Source organism: Bradyrhizobium sp. AZCC 1577 (assembly GCF_036924575.1).
In the GTDB taxonomy this organism is placed as follows: Bacteria; Pseudomonadota; Alphaproteobacteria; order Rhizobiales; family Xanthobacteraceae; genus Bradyrhizobium.
Genome location: NZ_JAZHRQ010000001.1, coordinates 6,057,647 through 6,075,308 on the forward strand (window position 1 = coordinate 6,057,647; position 17,662 = coordinate 6,075,308).

At 63.8% G+C, this 17,662-nt stretch carries 14 protein-coding genes; 8 read left to right on the top strand and 6 right to left on the bottom strand.

The window, feature by feature from the left end; genetic code table 11:
• Nucleotides 1-60 precede the first annotated feature (60 nt).
• Genes hpaD through V1278_RS28800 form a run of 3 tightly spaced genes read left to right on the top strand, consistent with a single transcriptional unit; the run spans nucleotide 61 to nucleotide 3,585 of the window.
• The gene (gene hpaD, locus V1278_RS28790; RefSeq protein WP_334383024.1) at nucleotides 61-1,044 is read left to right on the top strand and encodes a 3,4-dihydroxyphenylacetate 2,3-dioxygenase; all 984 of its coding nucleotides are present in this window, start codon (nucleotides 61-63) and stop codon (nucleotides 1,042-1,044) included.
• A gap of 11 nt (nucleotides 1,045-1,055) precedes the next feature.
• Nucleotides 1,056-1,925 carry a fumarylacetoacetate hydrolase family protein gene (locus V1278_RS28795; protein WP_334383025.1) on the top strand — a complete coding sequence of 290 codons (870 nt, stop codon included), beginning with the start codon at nucleotides 1,056-1,058 and terminating at the stop codon, nucleotides 1,923-1,925.
• 28 nt (nucleotides 1,926-1,953) lie between these two features.
• Nucleotides 1,954-3,585 carry a thiamine pyrophosphate-dependent enzyme gene (locus V1278_RS28800; protein WP_334383026.1) on the top strand — a complete coding sequence of 544 codons (1,632 nt, stop codon included), beginning with the start codon at nucleotides 1,954-1,956 and terminating at the stop codon, nucleotides 3,583-3,585.
• On the opposite strand, the gene V1278_RS28805 is transcribed toward V1278_RS28800, so the two are convergent.
• The 5 genes from V1278_RS28805 to V1278_RS28825 all read right to left on the bottom strand — a co-directional run bounded on the left by V1278_RS28805 (nucleotide 3,582) and on the right by V1278_RS28825 (nucleotide 8,523).
• Entirely contained in the window at nucleotides 3,582-4,814 is a 1,233-nt protein-coding gene (locus V1278_RS28805) for an MFS transporter (RefSeq protein ID WP_334383028.1), read from the bottom strand. The two genes, V1278_RS28800 and V1278_RS28805, sit on opposite strands and share 4 nt — an antisense overlap.
• A 79-nt stretch (nucleotides 4,815-4,893) precedes the next feature.
• The gene (gene alkB / locus V1278_RS28810) at nucleotides 4,894-5,547 is read right to left on the bottom strand and encodes a DNA oxidative demethylase AlkB (protein WP_334369221.1); all 654 of its coding nucleotides are present in this window, start codon (nucleotides 5,545-5,547) and stop codon (nucleotides 4,894-4,896) included.
• A 12-nt stretch (nucleotides 5,548-5,559) separates the two neighbouring features.
• Nucleotides 5,560-6,303 carry a 2OG-Fe(II) oxygenase gene (locus V1278_RS28815; protein WP_334383029.1) on the bottom strand — a complete coding sequence of 248 codons (744 nt, stop codon included), beginning with the start codon at nucleotides 6,301-6,303 and terminating at the stop codon, nucleotides 5,560-5,562.
• A 191-nt stretch (nucleotides 6,304-6,494) separates the two neighbouring features.
• Entirely contained in the window at nucleotides 6,495-7,181 is a 687-nt protein-coding gene (locus tag V1278_RS28820; RefSeq protein WP_334384285.1) for a DUF2848 domain-containing protein, read from the bottom strand.
• The gene (locus V1278_RS28825; protein ID WP_334383030.1) at nucleotides 7,174-8,523 is read right to left on the bottom strand and encodes an amidase; all 1,350 of its coding nucleotides are present in this window, start codon (nucleotides 8,521-8,523) and stop codon (nucleotides 7,174-7,176) included. Before V1278_RS28825 ends, V1278_RS28820 begins: the two co-directional genes overlap by 8 nt.
• A gap of 250 nt (nucleotides 8,524-8,773) precedes the next feature.
• On the opposite strand from V1278_RS28825, the gene V1278_RS28830 reads away from it, so the two are divergent.
• From V1278_RS28830 to V1278_RS28850, 5 genes are all read left to right on the top strand, one after another.
• The gene (locus tag V1278_RS28830) at nucleotides 8,774-9,187 is read left to right on the top strand and encodes a Zn-ribbon domain-containing OB-fold protein (RefSeq protein ID WP_334383031.1); all 414 of its coding nucleotides are present in this window, start codon (nucleotides 8,774-8,776) and stop codon (nucleotides 9,185-9,187) included.
• A gap of 5 nt (nucleotides 9,188-9,192) precedes the next feature.
• On the top strand, nucleotides 9,193-10,332 hold the full coding sequence (locus tag V1278_RS28835) for a thiolase C-terminal domain-containing protein (protein ID WP_334383032.1): 1,140 nt from the start codon (nucleotides 9,193-9,195) through the stop codon (nucleotides 10,330-10,332).
• A 104-nt stretch (nucleotides 10,333-10,436) separates the two neighbouring features.
• The gene (locus tag V1278_RS28840) at nucleotides 10,437-11,351 is read left to right on the top strand and encodes an SDR family oxidoreductase (RefSeq protein WP_213255746.1); all 915 of its coding nucleotides are present in this window, start codon (nucleotides 10,437-10,439) and stop codon (nucleotides 11,349-11,351) included.
• 766 nt (nucleotides 11,352-12,117) lie between these two features.
• Nucleotides 12,118-13,053 carry an SMP-30/gluconolactonase/LRE family protein gene (locus V1278_RS28845; RefSeq protein ID WP_442893814.1) on the top strand — a complete coding sequence of 312 codons (936 nt, stop codon included), beginning with the start codon at nucleotides 12,118-12,120 and terminating at the stop codon, nucleotides 13,051-13,053.
• A gap of 213 nt (nucleotides 13,054-13,266) precedes the next feature.
• On the top strand, nucleotides 13,267-14,373 hold the full coding sequence (locus tag V1278_RS28850) for an IS110 family transposase (RefSeq protein ID WP_334383034.1): 1,107 nt from the start codon (nucleotides 13,267-13,269) through the stop codon (nucleotides 14,371-14,373).
• A gap of 415 nt (nucleotides 14,374-14,788) precedes the next feature.
• Here the strand turns inward: V1278_RS28850 and ppc are convergent, their stop codons facing one another.
• Nucleotides 14,789-17,581: a phosphoenolpyruvate carboxylase gene (gene ppc / locus V1278_RS28855; protein WP_334367790.1), complete on the bottom strand. Its 2,793-nt coding sequence runs from the start codon at nucleotides 17,579-17,581 to the stop codon at nucleotides 14,789-14,791.
• Between the last annotated feature and the right edge of the window lie 81 nt (nucleotides 17,582-17,662).

Here is a 17,662-nt window from a genome sequence, read left to right on the forward strand (position 1 = left end):
GATTCCGGGTCTGGTGCTTACGCACCATCCCGGAATGACGCCTCAAGCAGGGAAACGCCTATGCCCGTTCCGACACACACATTCACCCCGCCGTTCAACATCATCCGCTGCAGCCATGCCGTGCTCGACGTCACCGACCTCGGCAAGAGCCGCGCATTCTACGAGACCACCGTTGGCCTGCATGTCGAGGACGCCGACGACAAGGCGGTCTATTTGCGCGGCAGCGAGGAGCATCAGCATCACTCGCTGGTACTGCGGAAGGCCCCGGCCGCGGCCTGCAATCGACTCGGCTTCAAGGTCGGCAATGATGGCGACCTCGACAAGGCCGCGACCTTTTTTTCCGAGAACGGCATCCCTTACGCCTTCGCCGATCAGCCGTTCCAGGGCCGCACCCTGCAGTTCAGCGATCCCGCCGGCTTCCAACTCGAGCTCTACGCGTCGATGGACAAGCGCCCGCATCTGCTGCGCCGCTACGATCTCTATAAAGGCTGCCATCCGCAGCGGCTCGATCATTTCAACGTCCTCGCGCCCGAGGTTCAGGGCACCATCGACTTCTATGCGCGGCTCGGCTTCCGGCTGACCGAATATGGCGAGGAAGACGGCCCGAACGGGCGGATCGCGGCGGCCTGGATGCACCGCAAGGGCAATGTCCATGACTTCGCCATCACCAACGGCCGCGGTCCTCGCCTGCACCATTTTGCCTATTGGGTGCCGACGGCGATGAACGTCCTGCATCTCTGCGACGTGATGGCTTCAAGCGGATATCTGAAGAACATCGAGCGCGGCCCGGGCCGGCACGGCATCTCGAATGCATTCTTCCTCTATGTCCGGGACCCGGACGGCCACCGGCTCGAACTCTACACCAGCGACTACTTCACGGGAGACCACGACCACGAGCCGCTGCGCTGGTCGCTAAAGGACCCGCGCCGGCAAACGCTGTGGGGCGCACCGGCGCCGCGCTCCTGGTTCGAGGAGGGTTCACCCTTCACGGGGCAAGAGGTCCGCGAGCCGCTCTTTGTCGCCGACGTCTTGATCGCGGATTGACGGAACAGAAGATGGCTCTTCCTCGCCTCGCCACTTTCACCGTCAACGGCACGCAGAAATACGGCGCCGTGACCGATGCCGGCATCGTCGATCTCTCGACGCGCTTCGGAAAAGAATACCCAACGCTGCGCGAAGTCATCGCCGCCGGCGCGCTGATGAAACTCGCCGAGGACGCGGCGCGGCGCGCGCCGGATTACGCGCTCGATGCGGTTAGTTGGCAGCCGCCGATCCCCTCGCCGGAAAAGATCATCTGCATCGGCGTGAACTATCCCGACCGCAACGCCGAATACAAGGACGGCCAGGACGCGCCGAAATATCCGAGCATGTTCATGCGCACCCCGCGCTCCTTTGTCGGCCACAACGCGCCGCTGGTCCGCCCGCGCGCCTCGACGCAACTCGATTACGAGGGCGAGCTGGTGCTTGTGATCGGCAAGGCCGGCCGGCACATCAAGGAGAGCGACGCGCTCGACCACATCGCAGCCGTCACGCTCTGCAACGAAGGCACCATCCGCGATTGGGTGCGGCACGCCAAGTTCAACGTCACCCAGGGCAAGAATTTCGATTCCACCGGCAGCCTCGGCCCCTGGATCGTGCCCTACACCGATGAAGGCCAGATTGCGGACATCCGCCTCACCACGAAGGTCAATGGCGAGACCCGACAGGACGACCGCACCGGCCGGTTGATCTTCGGCTTCCGCTACCTGATCAGCTATCTCTCGACCTTCACCACGCTGGTGCCGGGCGACGTCATCGTGACGGGTACGCCGACCGGCGCCGGCGCGCGGTTCGACCCGCCGCGCTATCTGAAGCCTGGCGACGTCATCGAGGTTGAAGCAGAGGGCGTCGGTGTGCTCAAAAACGGCGTCATCGACGAAGCCTGATAAATCCCGTGAGCGAGTGGACAGAACCATGAAATCAACTTCCGGCGGCGAAGCAATCGTCAACGGCCTCGTCGCGCATGGCGTCGACACCGTGTTCGGCCTGCCCGGCGCGCAGATCTATGGCCTGTTCGATGCCTTCCATCAGGCGCAATTGAAGGTGATCGGCGCGCGGCATGAGCAGGCCTGCGGCTACATGGCGTTCGGCTACGCACGTTCATCGGGCAAGCCGGGCGTGTTCAGCGTGGTGCCCGGCCCGGGCGTACTCAATGCCAGTGCCGCGCTACTCACTGCGTTCGGCTGCAACGAGCCGGTGCTGTGCCTGACCGGACAGGTGCCGACGGCGTTTCTCGGCAAGGGCCGCGGCCATCTGCACGAGATGCCGGACCAACTCGCAACGCTGCGCACCTTCGTGAAATGGGCCGAGCGGATCGAATACCCAGATGCCGCACCCGCCGCGGTGTCGCGCGCGTTTCAGAAGATGATGTCGGGCCGCCGCGGTCCGGTGTCGCTGGAAATGCCGTGGGACATCTTTACGCAGCGTGCGCAGGTCGGCGCCTCAACCGTGTTCGATCCGTTTCCGGCGCCGCAACCCGATCCCGACCGGATCAAGGCGGCGGCTGCGCTGATCAAGGATGCGAAGCGGCCGATGATCTTCGTCGGCAGCGGCGCGATCCATGCGCACGAGGAGATTCTCGAACTGGCCGAAATGATCGATGCGCCTGTCGTGGCGTTCCGCAGCGGCCGCGGCATCGTCTCCAACGCGCACGAGCTCGGGCTGACCATGGCGGCGGCCTACAAGCTCTGGCCGAACACCGATCTGATGATCGGGATCGGCACGCGCATGGAGTTGCCAGCCTCGGGATTCCGCTGGCCGTACCAGCCGAAGGGACTGAAGTCCGTTCGCATCGATATCGATCCGGCCGAGACGCGCCGACTCACGTCCGATGCCGCCGTGGTCGCGGATGCGAAAGCTGGCACGGCCGATCTCGTGGCTGCTGTGAAGAAGGCTGGCTATAGCAGGACCAGCGGCCGGCGCGCCGAAATCCGCGAAGCTACCGCGGCGGCACATCTGGAGATCCAGAAGGTGCAGCCACAGATGGCGTATCTGAACGTGCTGCGCGAGGTGCTGCCGGCCAAAGCGATCGTTACCGATGAGCTCTCGCAGGTTGGCTTCGCCTCCTGGTACGGCTTTCCGGTCTACGAGCCGCGCACCTTCATCACCTCGGGGTATCAAGGTACGCTCGGCTCCGGCTTCCCCACCGCGCTGGGCGCCAAGGTCGCCAACCCGGACCGCCCGGTGGTCGCGATCACGGGCGATGGCGGCTTCATGTTCGGCGTGCAGGAACTGTCAACCGCCGTGCAATTCAAGATCGGCGTGGTGACGCTGGTGTTCAACAACAACGCCTATGGCAATGTGCGGCGCGATCAGCGCCAGCATTTTGACGGACGCGTCGTGGCGTCCGACTTGGTCAATCCGGATTTCGTGAAGCTGGCCGAGTCCTTCGGCGCGGGAGCCGCGCGGGTAACTTCGCCGGATCAGTTCCGGCCCGCGCTGGAAAAGGCGCTGGCCGATGGCGGGCCGTGCGTGATCTCGGTGGAGGTGCCAACGGATTCGGAAGTCTCGCCGTGGACGTTCATTCACCCGGCGAAGAACGCTTAGGCCTGCTTCGCCGCCCCACCGTGTTGCATCCGCGAGGCTGCGATCACCAGCAACCCCGCTCCCGCAACCGACCAGCACGCCACCGGTGCCCAGTGCAACAGCGGCGCATATTCCGGCAACTTTTGCAGGCCGCCGGCCACCGCCGCCATCCGCGCAAAGGTCGCGAGCGCCAGCGCGGAGAAGACCAGCCCCACCACCTTGCCCTCGGCGCCGGTCTCCCCGATCGCCAGCGCCGCCGAAACCGCGGACATCAGCATGCAGCCCCACGCCGCGCCGGCGACGAACTGTGCCGCGATCAGCATGTTGAGATTGCCGGCCATCTCCGCGCCCAGCACGGCGAGCGCGCCGAGCAGGCCGGCCGCCCCCATCACGATCAGCCCGCCGCGATGCTTGACCACGACGCTCGCCGGAAACATCGCGATGTTGAAACCGATCCAGAACACCGGCATCAGCCATGGCAATTCGTCCGGCTTAGCAAAGCGCAGGAAGAACGGCGTGCTGTTGATGGAAAAATGCAGTTGATAGCCGAGCGAGAGGATCAGCATCGAAGCGATGAAGAACGTCGGTATCGGGCCAAGCGGTTTTGCAGCCGCAACCGGTTGCTTTGCGGCGCGAGGTGTCTGCGCCAGATCACGCTCGACCCTCGAAAGCGCGAGCGTCGTGAGCAGCAGTACCACGCCCGAGATCACGAAGGCCAGCCGCGGGTCGTGATTGCGCAGCACCACGCCGAGATAGGGCGAGACAGCGCCCGCCAGGCCGTAGCCGAGCATCGTCAGCGCCGACAAAAACGGGATCGCCGGCCGCGCCGCGTATTTGCCGAGTAGCGTCAGCGGTGGCGCGCGCAGGGCCGATGACGTCACGACCCAGATCAGGATCAGGGCGATGAACCAGATCTGCGCGCCCGGCCCCGTACCCGCCACGAACGGCAGCGCGACAAACGCCGTGCAGGAGATTGCGGTCAGGACAGCGATGAACACGCCGAGCTTGCCGACGAAGGGTGCGATCTTGTCGGCGGCAATCCCCATCGCGGTGTCGGTGATGGTGAAGATTGCCTGATCCAGCATCAGGATCAGGATCACGGCTGATGGCGCGATGCCGACATCGGCGCAGAGTTTTGGCAAATAGATGACGTAAGTGGTCCACCCCAGCGTGAACACAAGCTGCAGCACGGCAAGATAGACGCCGGTGCGATTGGCGGTGGTTTCGGACGTTGCTTCTGTCGTGCTCATGTCGGCCCCCCGGCGGAAAGAGCATAGACGATGAAAACGGCCGATGGAACGTCTCTCCCCTTCTCCCCTTGTGGGAGGATCAGCGCGCCTTGCGGAAAGTGAGATTGATGCGCTGGCGGCCCATCAGGGGATGCTCGCCGTCGGCGAGCGCGGCTACGCCGTGGAAGAACAGCCGCGACGGTCCGCCCCAGACCACGATGTCGCCATGCTCGAGCCGGTAGCGCTTCGGTTTGTCGGCGCGCTTCGGACCGCCGAACAGGAAGATCGCGGACAGACCGAGCGACACCGACACGATCGGCGCGGCGAAATCCTGCTCGTCCTTGTCCTGATGGAGCGACATCCGTGCGCCGGGCGCGTAGCGGTTGATCAGGCAGGCATCGGGCGCGAAGCCGGCAAAGCCAGCCTCGGCGGCCGCCTGCTCGGCAATTACGTGGAAGCTCGGCGGCATCTCCGGCCAAGGCTGCCCGGAATCCGGATCAATGCCGTCATAGCGATAGCCGCTGCGGTCGGTCACCCAACCGGCACTGCCGCAATTGGTCATCGCGACCGACATCTGATGACCGCCGGGCGTAAACATACGGCGGAATGGCGCTCGCGCGATGATCTCGCGCAACGCCGCGACCACTTCGTTTTCGAAGGGCTTCGCATATCCGCGCAGCAATACCGCTCCCTCCGCCATCGCTTCGCGCGATGGGCGCACATCCGGCACGGCCTCGAACAAATCCGCAGTCAACTCAGTCCGCACTCATTTGGCATCGTGAAAGATCACGCCGACGGTATGGCGATGGCCGGAGCGGATCCGGCTGACGCCGTGGCGTAGGTTAACGCGATAGGGCCCACGCGTCCCCTGCACCGGCCGATGATGCACAGCAAACGCAACGGCATCGCCCTGTCTCAGCGGCACCACCTCGGGCCGCGACTGCATCCGCGGCCGCTGCTCGGTCAGTACGAACTCGCCGCCTTCGAAATCGCGCTCCGGTTCCGACAGCAGGATCGCGACCTGCAGCGGGAACACGTGCTCGCCATAGAGGTCCTGATGCAGGCAATTGTAGTCGCCTTCGCCATATTGCAGCAGCAGCGGCGTCGGCCGCGTCTGACCGGCGTCGTGGCAGCGTTTCAGGAATGCTGCATGCTTGTCGGGATAGCGGATGTCGATCCCCATCGTTTCATTCCAGTGATTGGCGATGCCGCAAAGCCGTGTATAGAGCGCGGGCCGCAGTTCCGTGATCAGATCAGGCAATGGATAGTCAAAATATTTGTACTCGCCGCGACCAAAGCCGTGGCGGCCCATAACGATCCGGCTGCGGAAGTTCTTGTCGTCGGGATAAAGCGCAGCCAGCGCTGCGCATTCGTCCGGCGACAATAATCCCTTCAGCACAGCGCAGCCCTGCGCGTCGAGATCGGCAGTTGCCTGCGTCCAGTCGATGGCATCGACGCGGGCAGCGATGTCGGGGGCAGGATGGTGGATGTTTCTTGCGGTCGCTTTCATGCTGGCAGTCTCGCAAACAGGCCACAACAGAACCACCCGATTTCTGACGAGTTCCATCCCCGTCATTGCGAGCCACCCGGTCGGCGCAAAGCGCCGCCGGATGACAGGCTCCGCGAAGCAATCCACGCCTCAGCTCGGGGATAGATGGATTGCTTCGCTTCGCTCGCAATGACTGCGGTTAGAGCCCGGCGTCACCCCAACACCGGCAGCGCGATCACGTCATAGCCGTGGCTGATCTTCCGCTTCAGCACGGGATCCTCCAGTTCAAACTCGAAGCGATCAGCCGGGCGGATGCCGCCCTTGGCCGCAAACGTGCCGCCAAACATGGCGCAGCCGTCGGGCAGGCCTTTGCCGCCAAAGCCGCGCTCGATCAGGTCGTTCACCGGCAGCATGGCATCCAGCGTACCCTCCTGGTAGAGCACCCGCGCGCCGCCGATGATGGCCCAGGAGCGCAGGATCAGCCGGTCCCAGTGACCGATGACCTCCTCCAGTTCCCACAGCACCGAGGCGACCGGCTTGTCGCACATCTGCTTTGAGACGGTGACACTGTAGCTCTCCACCTTGCGGTCGGTATGGTCGGAGCCGCAGCCGACAAAGATGCGACCCTGCCAGCCGATCAGCACGAACTCGACCTCACCGCTGGAATCGCCGCCCGTTACCTCGATACGATCGTCCTGGGTAATCCGCCGCGCCGAGCAGCGATAGTAGATCGGCGTCGTCGCGGGGGGCGCGATACCGATCGCTTCCAGTTCGGCGATATGTTTGTCGCGTGCGACCGGATCGCGCCCGGTCCAGCCGGCGATGACGGCCTGGTCGATCGCGAGCGTCAGCGGCGTCAGCATACCCTTGTCGTCGACGTTGAAGGTCAGATCAAACACGGATGACATCCTCCATTCCGGCGGCGAGTTGGAAGACGCGGCGATCCGATCCGCCGGCGGCTGCGAGCATCAGCCCGACCGGCACCTCGCCTTCGCGATGCGCGGGCAGCGAGATCGCGCAGCCGTCGAGCATGTTGATCAGGGTGCAATTGCGCAAGGCGCGCAGATTCTGCGTGGCGAAGGCCTGGTCGTCGGCGAGGTCGGCGATCCTGGGCGGCGTATTCGCGGTGGTCGGCAGCACCAGCGCGTCGTACGGCGCGATGCGCTGTTCGGTTCGCGCAATGAACGAGCGGCGCGCCTTGAGGATGTCGATATAGTCCGCCGCGCTGATGCCTTCGCCGCGCAGGATACGGACGCGGACGCGAGGGTCGTAGACGTCGCCTTTGCCGGTGAGCAGGTAGCGGTGCCACGCGTAGCTTTCGGCGGCGGCAAAACCGCCCTTGCTGTTCATGACGCCGACGTCGTGAAATTCCGGCACCTCGATGCGCTCGATCAACGCGCCGTGGCGCGACAGCGTCGCCAGCGCGCGCTCGAAGGTTTTGGCGACCTCCTCGTCGAGGTCGTCGAGCGCGATCGTGGTCGGCACCGCGAGCCGCATGCCCTTGACGGTGCGCGACTGCAGCGGCTGCACGGCTTCATCCGCGAGCACGGCATCCAGCACAGCGCAGCATCCGACCGTGCGCGCCAGCGGCCCGAAGCTGTCGAGCGAGGGGGACAGCGGTACGCCGCCGTCGAGCGGCACGCGCGCCTGCGTCGGCTTGTAACCGACGATGCCGTTATAGGCCGCCGGAATCCTGCAGGAGCCGCCGGTATCGGTGCCGAGCGCGCCATACGCCATGCGGTCGGCGATCGAGACCGCCGCGCCCGAGGACGAGCCACCGGGCACGTGGCCGACGCTGCGGTTCCAGACGCTCTTCGGCGTGCCGTAATGCGGATTGATGCCGATGCCGGAATAGGCGAACTCGGTCATGTTGGTGCGGCCGATCACGATGAAGCCGGCCCGGCGCAGCCGCGCCACCACCGGCGCATCGGCGTCTGCCGGCGCAGAATCTTCCAGCGCGCGAGAGCCGGCGCGGGTCACCTGCCCCTTGATGTCGTAGAGATCCTTGATCGAGACGGGAATGCCGGCATAGGGCGATGGCGCGGCGCGCGCTTTGCGCAGATGATCCATCGCGTCGGCTGCTGCGATCGCGGCGTCCTTGTCGACGTGGATAAAGGCGCGCGCGCCCTCGCCGGCGGGATGTGCAATTTTGGCGAGACATTCCTCGACCAGTTTGCGCGCGGTGGTGCGTCCGGAGTCGAGGTCGGCGGCGAGGCTGGCGAGCGTCGGATGGTTCGGCATGGCTTTCTTGTTCGCTTCCCTTGGCGTCACTTGTGTCTGAAGCGAGCCTTATGACGAAAAATGCAGTCGGCAATTTGCCGTGGGGCGGACTATCTCCGATGATACGCTGGCATACAAGCGCCCTCACGCGCAGGAATGCGGCCATGCAATCGCCGTCGTCGCTGAGCCGTTGACGGGCAACAGCCAAATGTCGCATCAAGATCGCAACAAGCGGGCAAACGCCCGACTTCCCCGAGGAGAAACTGCCGACATGGCCGAGCCCGCCCGCGCCAAACCAAAACCAACCCCGGAGACCCAGCATTTCTGGGGCGGCACGCAGGCTGGCGAGTTACGCCTGCAGCGCTGCGACGCCTGCGCCAATGTCTATTTCCCGCCGCGGCCGTTCTGTCCCTCCTGCGCCTCGCGCAAGGTGAGTGTGTTCAAGGCCAGCGGCAAGGGCAAGCTCTACAGCTATGTCATCAACCACCGTCCGGCCGCGCCCGGCTTTACCCCGCCTCATGCGATCGCGGTCGTCGAACTCGACGAAGGCCCGCGCATGATGAGCAACATCATCGATTGCCCGCAGACGCCGGAGGCGCTGGAGCTCGACATGAAGCTCGAGGTCGCGTTCGAGAAGCTCGACGACAAGATCACCCTTCCCATGTTCCGTCCGGCGAAGGCTTAAGCACCATGCGCAGGAATCAAGTTGCCGTCGTCGGTGCTGCCGAGACCACCGAACTCGGCGTCATCCCGAACATGTCGCAGATCCAGCTCCACGCGGATGCGGCGCTCAATGCTATCGCCGATGCCGGGTTAAAGCTGTCCGACATCGATGGTATCGCGACCGCCGTGGAAACTCCGCAGCAGATCGCCCATTACCTCGGCATCACGCCGACCTGGGTGGACGGCACGTCCGTCGGCGGCTGCTCGTTCATGCTACACGTCCGCCATGCGGCGGCAGCGATCGAGGCCGGCCTGTGCAAGACCGTGCTGATCACCCACGCCGAGAGCGGAAAATCGATGATCGGCAAATTGCCGCGCTCGATCCCCGCCGACAGCCTGCAGGGCCAGTTCGAGGCGCCGTTCGGCGTCTACGGCCCGCCCAGCATGTTCCCGATTCCGGTGCTGCGCTACATGAAGACTTACGGCATCACCCATGAGCAGATCGCCATGGTCGCCGTCGTGCAGCGCGAGTGGGCCGCGAAAAACCCGCGCGCGACGATGAAGGACCCGATCACGGTTGCGGACGTGCTGAACTCGCGGATGATCGCCTACCCGTTCCGTCTGCTGCAATGCTGCCTCGTTACCGACGGCGGCGGCGCGCTGATCCTGACCTCGGCCGACCGCGCCAAGGACTTTCCGAGAAAGCCGGTCTATATCCTCGGCACCGGCGAGAGCGTGGAAACGCCGATGGTCAGCCAGATGGAGACGTTCAACTCCTCGCGCGCCTTCAAAGTCGCAGGCCCCACCGCCTTCAAGGAGGCCGGCATCACCCACAAGGACGTCGATCATTTGATGATCTACGATGCCTTCGCGCATCTGCCGCTCTACGGCCTCGGCGATCTCGGCTTCATGCCGCACGAAGACACCGGCAAGTTCATCGCCGACGGCAACACCCGCCCCGGCGGCAAGCTGCCGCTCAACACCAATGGCGGTGGATTGAGCTACATGCATTCCGGCATGTACGGCATGTACGCGCTGCAGGAGAGCGTGCGGCAAATGCGCGGCATCGCGCCGGCACAGGTCAAGGACGCGAAGATCTCGGTCTGCCACGGCGTCGGCGGCATGTTCGCGGCAAGTGGCACGATCATCTTTACGAACGAGAAGTAACACCCTGTCATTCCGGGGCGCGCGAAGCGCGAACCCGGAATCTCGAGATTCCGGGTCTGGTGGTTCGCACCATCCCGGATGACGGGGACAACCGGAGCAACACAATGACAAAATCACTGCAAGACAAAGTCATCATCGTCACCGGCGCCGGCCGCGGCATCGGCCGCGAGATCGCGCTGCTCTGCGCCGCGGAAGGCGCAAAAGTCGTCGTCAACGATCCCGGCGTCGCTGCCGATGGCGCCGGATCGAACGCAGCTCCCGCCGAGGAAGTGGTCGAGGAGATCAAGAAGCGCGGCGGCACCGCGGTCGCCAATTTCGAGTCGGTGGCGGAAGCGATCCCGGCGAGCAAGATCGTCAAGACGGCGACCGATCATTTCGGCCGGCTCGACGGCGTCGTCAACAATGCCGGCATCTTGCGCGACATGATCTTCCACAAAATGAGCGTCGAAGCCTTCGAGGCCGTCATCAAGGTGCACCTGATGGGCTCGTTCTATGTCAGCCACGCCGCAGCGCGGCTGTACCGCGAACAGGAGAGCGGCTCCTTCGTGCACTTCACCTCGACCTCGGGCCTGATCGGCAATTTCGGCCAGGCCAACTACGCCGCCGCAAAGCTCGGCATCGTCGGCCTGTCGAAGTCGATCGCACTCGACATGGGCCGCTTCAACGTCCGCTCGAATTGCGTCTCGCCGTTCGCCTGGACTCGCATGATCGGCACCATCCCGACCGAGACCGAGGCCGAGAAGGCGCGCGTAGCGAAGATCCAGCAGATGGGTCCGGAGAAGATCGCGCCGCTATGCGCGTATTTGCTCTCTGATGCCGCCAAGGACGTCACCGGACAGATCTTCGGCGTCCGCATGAACGAGATTTTCCTGTTCAGCCAGAATCGTCCGCTGCGCTCGGTGCAGCGGAGCGAAGGCTGGACGCCGCAGACTATTGCCGAGCACGGCATGCCGGCGCTCGCGGGATCGTTCTACAAGCTCGACCGCTCCGCCGACATCTTTACGTGGGATCCGATCTGAGGAAGACTCTCCACACAGTCGTCCCTGCGAACGCAGGGACCCATACCGCGTGATCTATCGAGGAAGCGCGGTAGCAGACACCTTATCACACAACGAAAGCCGGTGGTTATGGGCCCCTGCTTTCGCAGGGGCGACAAGTTGAGGAGTTCTCGCCTCTATTCCGTTGTCCCTGCGAACGCACTAGGGCATGCACACTTGTTGCGCCGCAAATACTCATGAAAAGCCAAGGGTTTTTGCACTTCTCAAGTGTTGCGACGTAGTTTTGCTGCGCGCGCTCTCCACCCCACCGAAGCGCTGGATTCCGATCTTGCGCGAAAACGCCAGCCTCGATTCCAAAATTTCGATGAGCGCGCATCTTCGATTCTAAAATTGCATATGAAGCCTGAATCGCACTGCAACATGTGTGCATCCACTAGTGCGAACGCAGGGACGACCACTCCTCCATGTCCAATTATTTCACCACAGCCCGCCCGCTTTATGCCGGAATGCAGGCTGATGTTTTTCCTCCCAAACAAAAAATACACGGGAGGAAATCATGACAACCTCGCTGACCTTTTCCGATTCCCAACAACAAGGCGGCGGTTTTGACCGTCGCAAGATACTGACCGGCGCGGCAGCACTCGCCGCCTCGGCCGTAACGATGAAGACGGCCTCCGCGGCCTCCGTCGCGCCGCTCGGCCAGACCGCCGCGCCAACCACGGCAACGCCGCCCCTGCCGCTCGGCCCGCTTCCCGGCGCCCGCTATCCGGACTCTCGCCTGGAGTCGATGAAAAAGCCGAAGGTTTCGTTCGGACCGACCGGTTTCCCGGCGTTCGCCGGCACGATGGCGGTGGAGCGCGTCGCGACCGGATTCCGCTGGGCCGAAGGTCCGGTCTACTTCGCAGCCGGGCGTTACGTTCTGTTCTCCGATATTCCCAACAACCGCATCATGCGCTTCTCGGAGGATGACGGTCATCTCAGCGTCTATCGCCAGCCCTCGATGAACTCGAACGGTAACACCATCGATCGCGAAGGACGGCTGATCACCTGTGAACATTCCGGCCGGCGGGTCACCCGAACCGAGCTCGACGGCTCGATCACCATCATCGCCGACAAGTACAACGGCAAGAAACTGAACTCGCCGAACGACGCGGTCGTCGCGGCCGACGGTTCGATCTGGTTCTGCGATCCAGCCTACGGAATCGGCGGCTATTACGAGGGCATCAAGGCGGAGCCCGAGCAGGAAAAGAAAAACGTCTACCGGGTGGATCCGAAATCCGGCGACATCAAGGTGGTGGTCGATGATTTCGTGGAGCCGAACGGCCTGTGCTTCTCGCCCGACGAGAAGAAGCTCTATATCTGCGATACCGGCTTCACCGACGGGCCGGACAATCCGTCGCATATCCGCGTGTTCGACGTGGATCTCGCGGCCGGCAAGCTTTCGAACAGCAAGGTCTTTGCGGACATGCCCAAGCCCAGCATCACCGATGGTCTGCGCTGCGATACCGCCGGGCGCCTATGGTGCTCCGTGGGTTGGGGCGATCCGAACGAGGACGGCGTGCGTTGCTATACCGCTGACGGCGATCTGCTCGGCAAAATCCACATTCCCGAAACCGTCGCCAATTTGTGCTTCGGCGGTCAGCAGCGGAATAGGCTCTACATCTGCGGCTCATCATCGCTCTATGCGGTCTACACAAGTGCGCAGGGCGCGTTGAAACCGTGAACGCAAAGGGCGCTGATTGTTAGGTGCGATCTCCCACCACGAGTCGTCCCCGCGCACGCGGGGACCCATAACCACAGGGTTCTGTAGCTGAAGGATGATGTCTCCCATCCTCCCCCTACTGATAGATCACGCGGTATGTTGGGGTGGACGGCCCCCGACGGCATCGATGTGCCAGAATGAGGTCGGTAAAGATCTCAGACAAGGGAGCCGTCCATGAACGATATTATCCGAATTGGTGTCGACACGTCCAAGAGTGTTTTCCAGCTGCATGGCGTTGATGCGGCCGAGCGGCCGGTGCTGCGCAAAAGGCTGCGCCGGCGCGATTTCCTGAGCTTTTTCGGCAAGCTGCCGCCGACCGAGGTCGGCCTGGAAGCCTGCGGCGGGGCGCACTACTGGGCGCGCGAACTGATGGCGCTGGGACATGAGCCGAAGCTGCTGCCGGCGCAGCACGTGAAGCCGTATGTCCAGCGCAATAAGAACGACAAGCAAGATGCCGACGCGATCTGCGAGGCAATGAGCCGGCCGCGCATGAGCTTCGTGAGGGTCAAGAGTGTGGAAGAGCAAGCGGCGCAAATGTTGATGACGATGCGCCAGCGGCTGATCGACTATCGCACGCAGCTCATCAACACCATCCGCGGTCACGCGGCCGAGTTCGGCCTCGCGGCCGCCAAAGGGCCTGCCCATGTCGAGCCGCTGCTGACGCGCATTGCCGAAGACGGAACGGTGCCCGCGCTTGCCAAAGAGCTGTTCGCCATCCACGGTCAGGAGTACGACCGGCTGAGGGGAGAGCTGCGCGAGATCGAAGCGAAGCTGAAGGCCTGGCACCGGCAGAACGAGATGAGCCGCCGCCTTGCCGAGGTCGATGCCATCGGCCCGATCGGCGGTTGTCTGCTGACGATCAAGGCTCCCAATCCGCAGGTCTTCCGCTGTGGCCGCGACTTTGCGGCCTGGATGGGCTTGACCCCGAAGGATCATTCTACCGCAGGTAAAATGCGGCTCGGCGTCATTACCCGCGCCGGCGATGAGAGCTTGCGCCGCACCCTGGTGGTGGGCGCCACCTCGGTGATCAAGCAGGTTCGCAAAGGCAAGGCTCATCCCTCGCCCTGGCTGCGCGATCTGGTGGCGCGCAAGCCGCCGAAGCTCGCCGCCGTGGCGCTCGCCAACAAGGTGGCGCGCATTGCCTGGAAACTGATGGTCAGCGGCGAACGCTACGACGCGGCACGCGCCGGCATCGTCTCTCCGAGGCCGAGTGTAGCGCCGTGCTCGCCTCGTCAAGGCCGCTGCGCGCCGCCTGCGGCGGTGGCCTTCGGCCAGCCTTGACAACCCTGCGCGCGGCGCTCAACAGCGGCCGCCATCGGAGAAACGACCCAATCTGGGCCTCGCCCACACAACAAGGTGACCACATGACCTTCAACTGACGCAGATCAAAGCTTCGGCGTGAGGGTAACTTCACGCCGCAGGCCGAAGCTTGCTCGAGAACGGAAGATGGACCTGATCGATCGATCACAGTCACGAGGCAACACTCCGTGGGACCCATTGGTGCAAGACACCGCCACTATGTTTGGAGCTCGTATTGTGGACCCCATCTTGGCAGCGGTCATGTGCGACCGCATCAACAGACCGGACATATGGCCGCAATCGCTTCGATCGAACCGCGTTCCGCCTCTTGCAAGCAGGGGGCCGTCCACATATGGGTCCCTGCGTTCGCAGGGACGACGGCCGAAGTTTGCTCACCTCACCCGCTATTCCTCAACCCCGCAGAAATCCCGTTGATCGTAAGCTGAATCCCGCGCAGCACCTGCTCGTCCGGACTATGCGAGCGATGCTCCTTCAACAGTTCGACCTGCACGTGGTTGAGCGGATCGAGGTAGGGGAAGCGATTGCGGATTGAGCGTTCCAGCAGCGGGTTGCCCTGCAAGAGGCGCTCATGGCCCATGATGTCGAGCAAGGTCTCGATCGAGGCATGCCACTCGCGCCGGATGCGCCCGAAGATGCTTTCGCGCAAGGCCACGTCCGGCACCAACTCGGCATAGCGCGAGGCGATCGCAATCGAGCTCTTGGCCAGCACCATGTCCATGTTCGACAGCAGCGTGCGGAAGAATGGCCATTCGCGGTAGAGCTCCTGCAGGAAGGCCATGCCCTGCTCCGGGTGCTCCGCGATCCAGGTCTCGACCGCGGAGCCAAAGCCGTACCAGCCCGGCAGCATCAACCGGCACTGCGCCCAACTGAACACCCAGGGGATGGCGCGAAGGTCCTCGATTTCGCGGGTTTTCTTGCGCGACGCCGGGCGGCTGCCGATGTTGAGCGTCGAGATTTCGGTGATGACGGTGGAGCCCCAGAAATAATCGGCAAAGCCTTCGGTCTCATAGACCAGCCCGCGATAGGCCTTGAATGCCAGCGCCGACAATTGCTCCATTGCCGTGAGATACTCTTTCCGCGGCGCGCTCTGCCTGGGATGCAGCAGGCTCGCCTCCAGCGTCGCCGCGGCCAAGATTTCCAGATTGTTGCGACCGACTTCCGGATTGGAATATTTGCTGGAGATGATTTCACCCTGCTCGGTGATGCGGATCTGCCCGTTCACCGCGCCGCCGGGCTGCGCGATGATGGCGTCATAGCTCGGCCCGCCGCCGCGGCCGACTGATCCGCCACGGCCGTGGAACAGCCGCAAGCGCACGCCATGACGCTCGAACACGTCGACCAGTTCGATTTCGGCCTTATACAGCTCCCAGCCCGACGTGACGAAACCGCCGTCCTTGTTGCTGTCGGAATAGCCGAGCATCACTTCCTGGATGCCGCCGCGGCTGTCGACCAGCCGGCGGTAATCGTGCTGCGCCAGCATCCGATCCATGATGCCGGATGAAGCCTGCAGATCCTCGATGGTTTCGAACAGCGGCACGATGTTGATGGCGCTGCGGCCGGAAGGATTGACGAGGCCGACCTCCTTCAACAGTACCGCCACCTCCAGCATATCCGACATGCCCTTGCACATGGAGATGATGCATTGGTGGATCACGTCGGGGCCGAAGCGCGCATGGGCCTCGGCGGCGGCACGGAACATGGCGAGTTCGCCGCGTGTTTCTTCGCTGTACTTGACGAACACCGAGCTCAGCGGCCTTGCACTGCGCAGCTCGCGCAGCAGCAGATGGACGCGGGCCTCCTCATTCAGTGCCAGATAGGACATGCCGGGAATCGCGGCATCGAACAGTTCCGCGACCGTGCGCTCGTGCACCGCGGAATTCTGCCTGATGTCGAGCCGGGCCAGATGAAAGCCGAAGCAATCCACGGCACGACGCAGCAAGCGCAACCGACCGCGCGCGATCACGCCCGAATTGTTCGCAATCAAAGAACGATTCAGAACGTCGAGATCGGCCTTGAACTCCTTCACGCTCGCATAAGGCGCGGCCTCGCCGACCGGACGACGCGTCGTCTCAACCTCGAGCTTTGCAGCGGTCGCGGTCAGCCTTGCATAGATGCCGGATACCGCGAGCCGATAGGGTTCACCGCTCCGGTGCGGCGAAGTATCCGGCGACCGCTCGGCCAGCGCGCGCAATTCGTCGGAGACGTCGGCGAGGTGCGCGGCCAGCGACAATTCGGAGCCGAGGACATGCAACTCTTCCAGATAGAAGTTCATCACCCGGCTCGATTGCAGGCGCAGCGTGCCGCGCATGACGTCGGCAGTGACAAAGGGGTTGCCGTCGCGATCGCCGCCGATCCAGCTTCCCACGGTCAGGAACGACGCTAGCTCGCCGGGCGCGCCGTCCTCCTCCCGGTTCAGCCGGTCCTCCAGCGCACAATGCAGCCGCGGCACCTCATGCAGGAAGGTGTAGTCGTAGAACGACAGGCCGTTGGCGACTTCGTCGAGCACGGTCAGCTTGGTCCGGCGCAGCAGGTTGGTCTGCCACAGCGTCAGTACGGCGCGGCGCAACTGCTCGTCGCAGGCCTCGGCCTCCTCCGGCGTAAGCTGGACGCGCTCGCGCCGGTCGAGCAGCGCGGCGATCTCCATCTCGCGGTCGAACGTGCTCTTGCGACGGACTTCCGTGGGATGTGCCGTCAGGACCGGGCTGACCTGGGCCCCCTCGAAGAAGCGGCGCAGCTCGGCCGCGCTGATCCCGGCGGTCTTTGCGTGAGCGAGCGTCTGGGTCAGCGCGCTCGGTCGCGGCCCGCCGGGACCGCGGCCACGCATCTGGCGGATGTTGTTCTGGTCCTCGGCGATGTTGGCGAGATGAGAAAAATAGCTGAAGGCGCGGACGATCCGCACGGTATCGCTGATCGACATGCTGTCGAGGATGGTCTCGAGTTCCCGCCGCGCCAGCTTGTCCTCGTCCCGGTGGAACCGGATCGAGGTTTGCCGGATACGTTCGACCAGATCGAAGACGTCAGCGCCTTCCTGGTCGCGGACGGTATCACCGAGAATCCGCCCGAGCAGGCGAATGTCGGTCCGCAGCCGCGCATCCTCCTCCAACGCCAGCGCCTCGTCGCTGCGGTTGGACCGGACTTCGATCTCGGAAGGCATGGTCTGGGAAGACATTGGCTGGCCACCTCAAACTGCCCGGCTCTTCCGAGTGTGCAATTTTTTTGCCGCGGTGCAAGATAAAGATGGAGGCGGTGC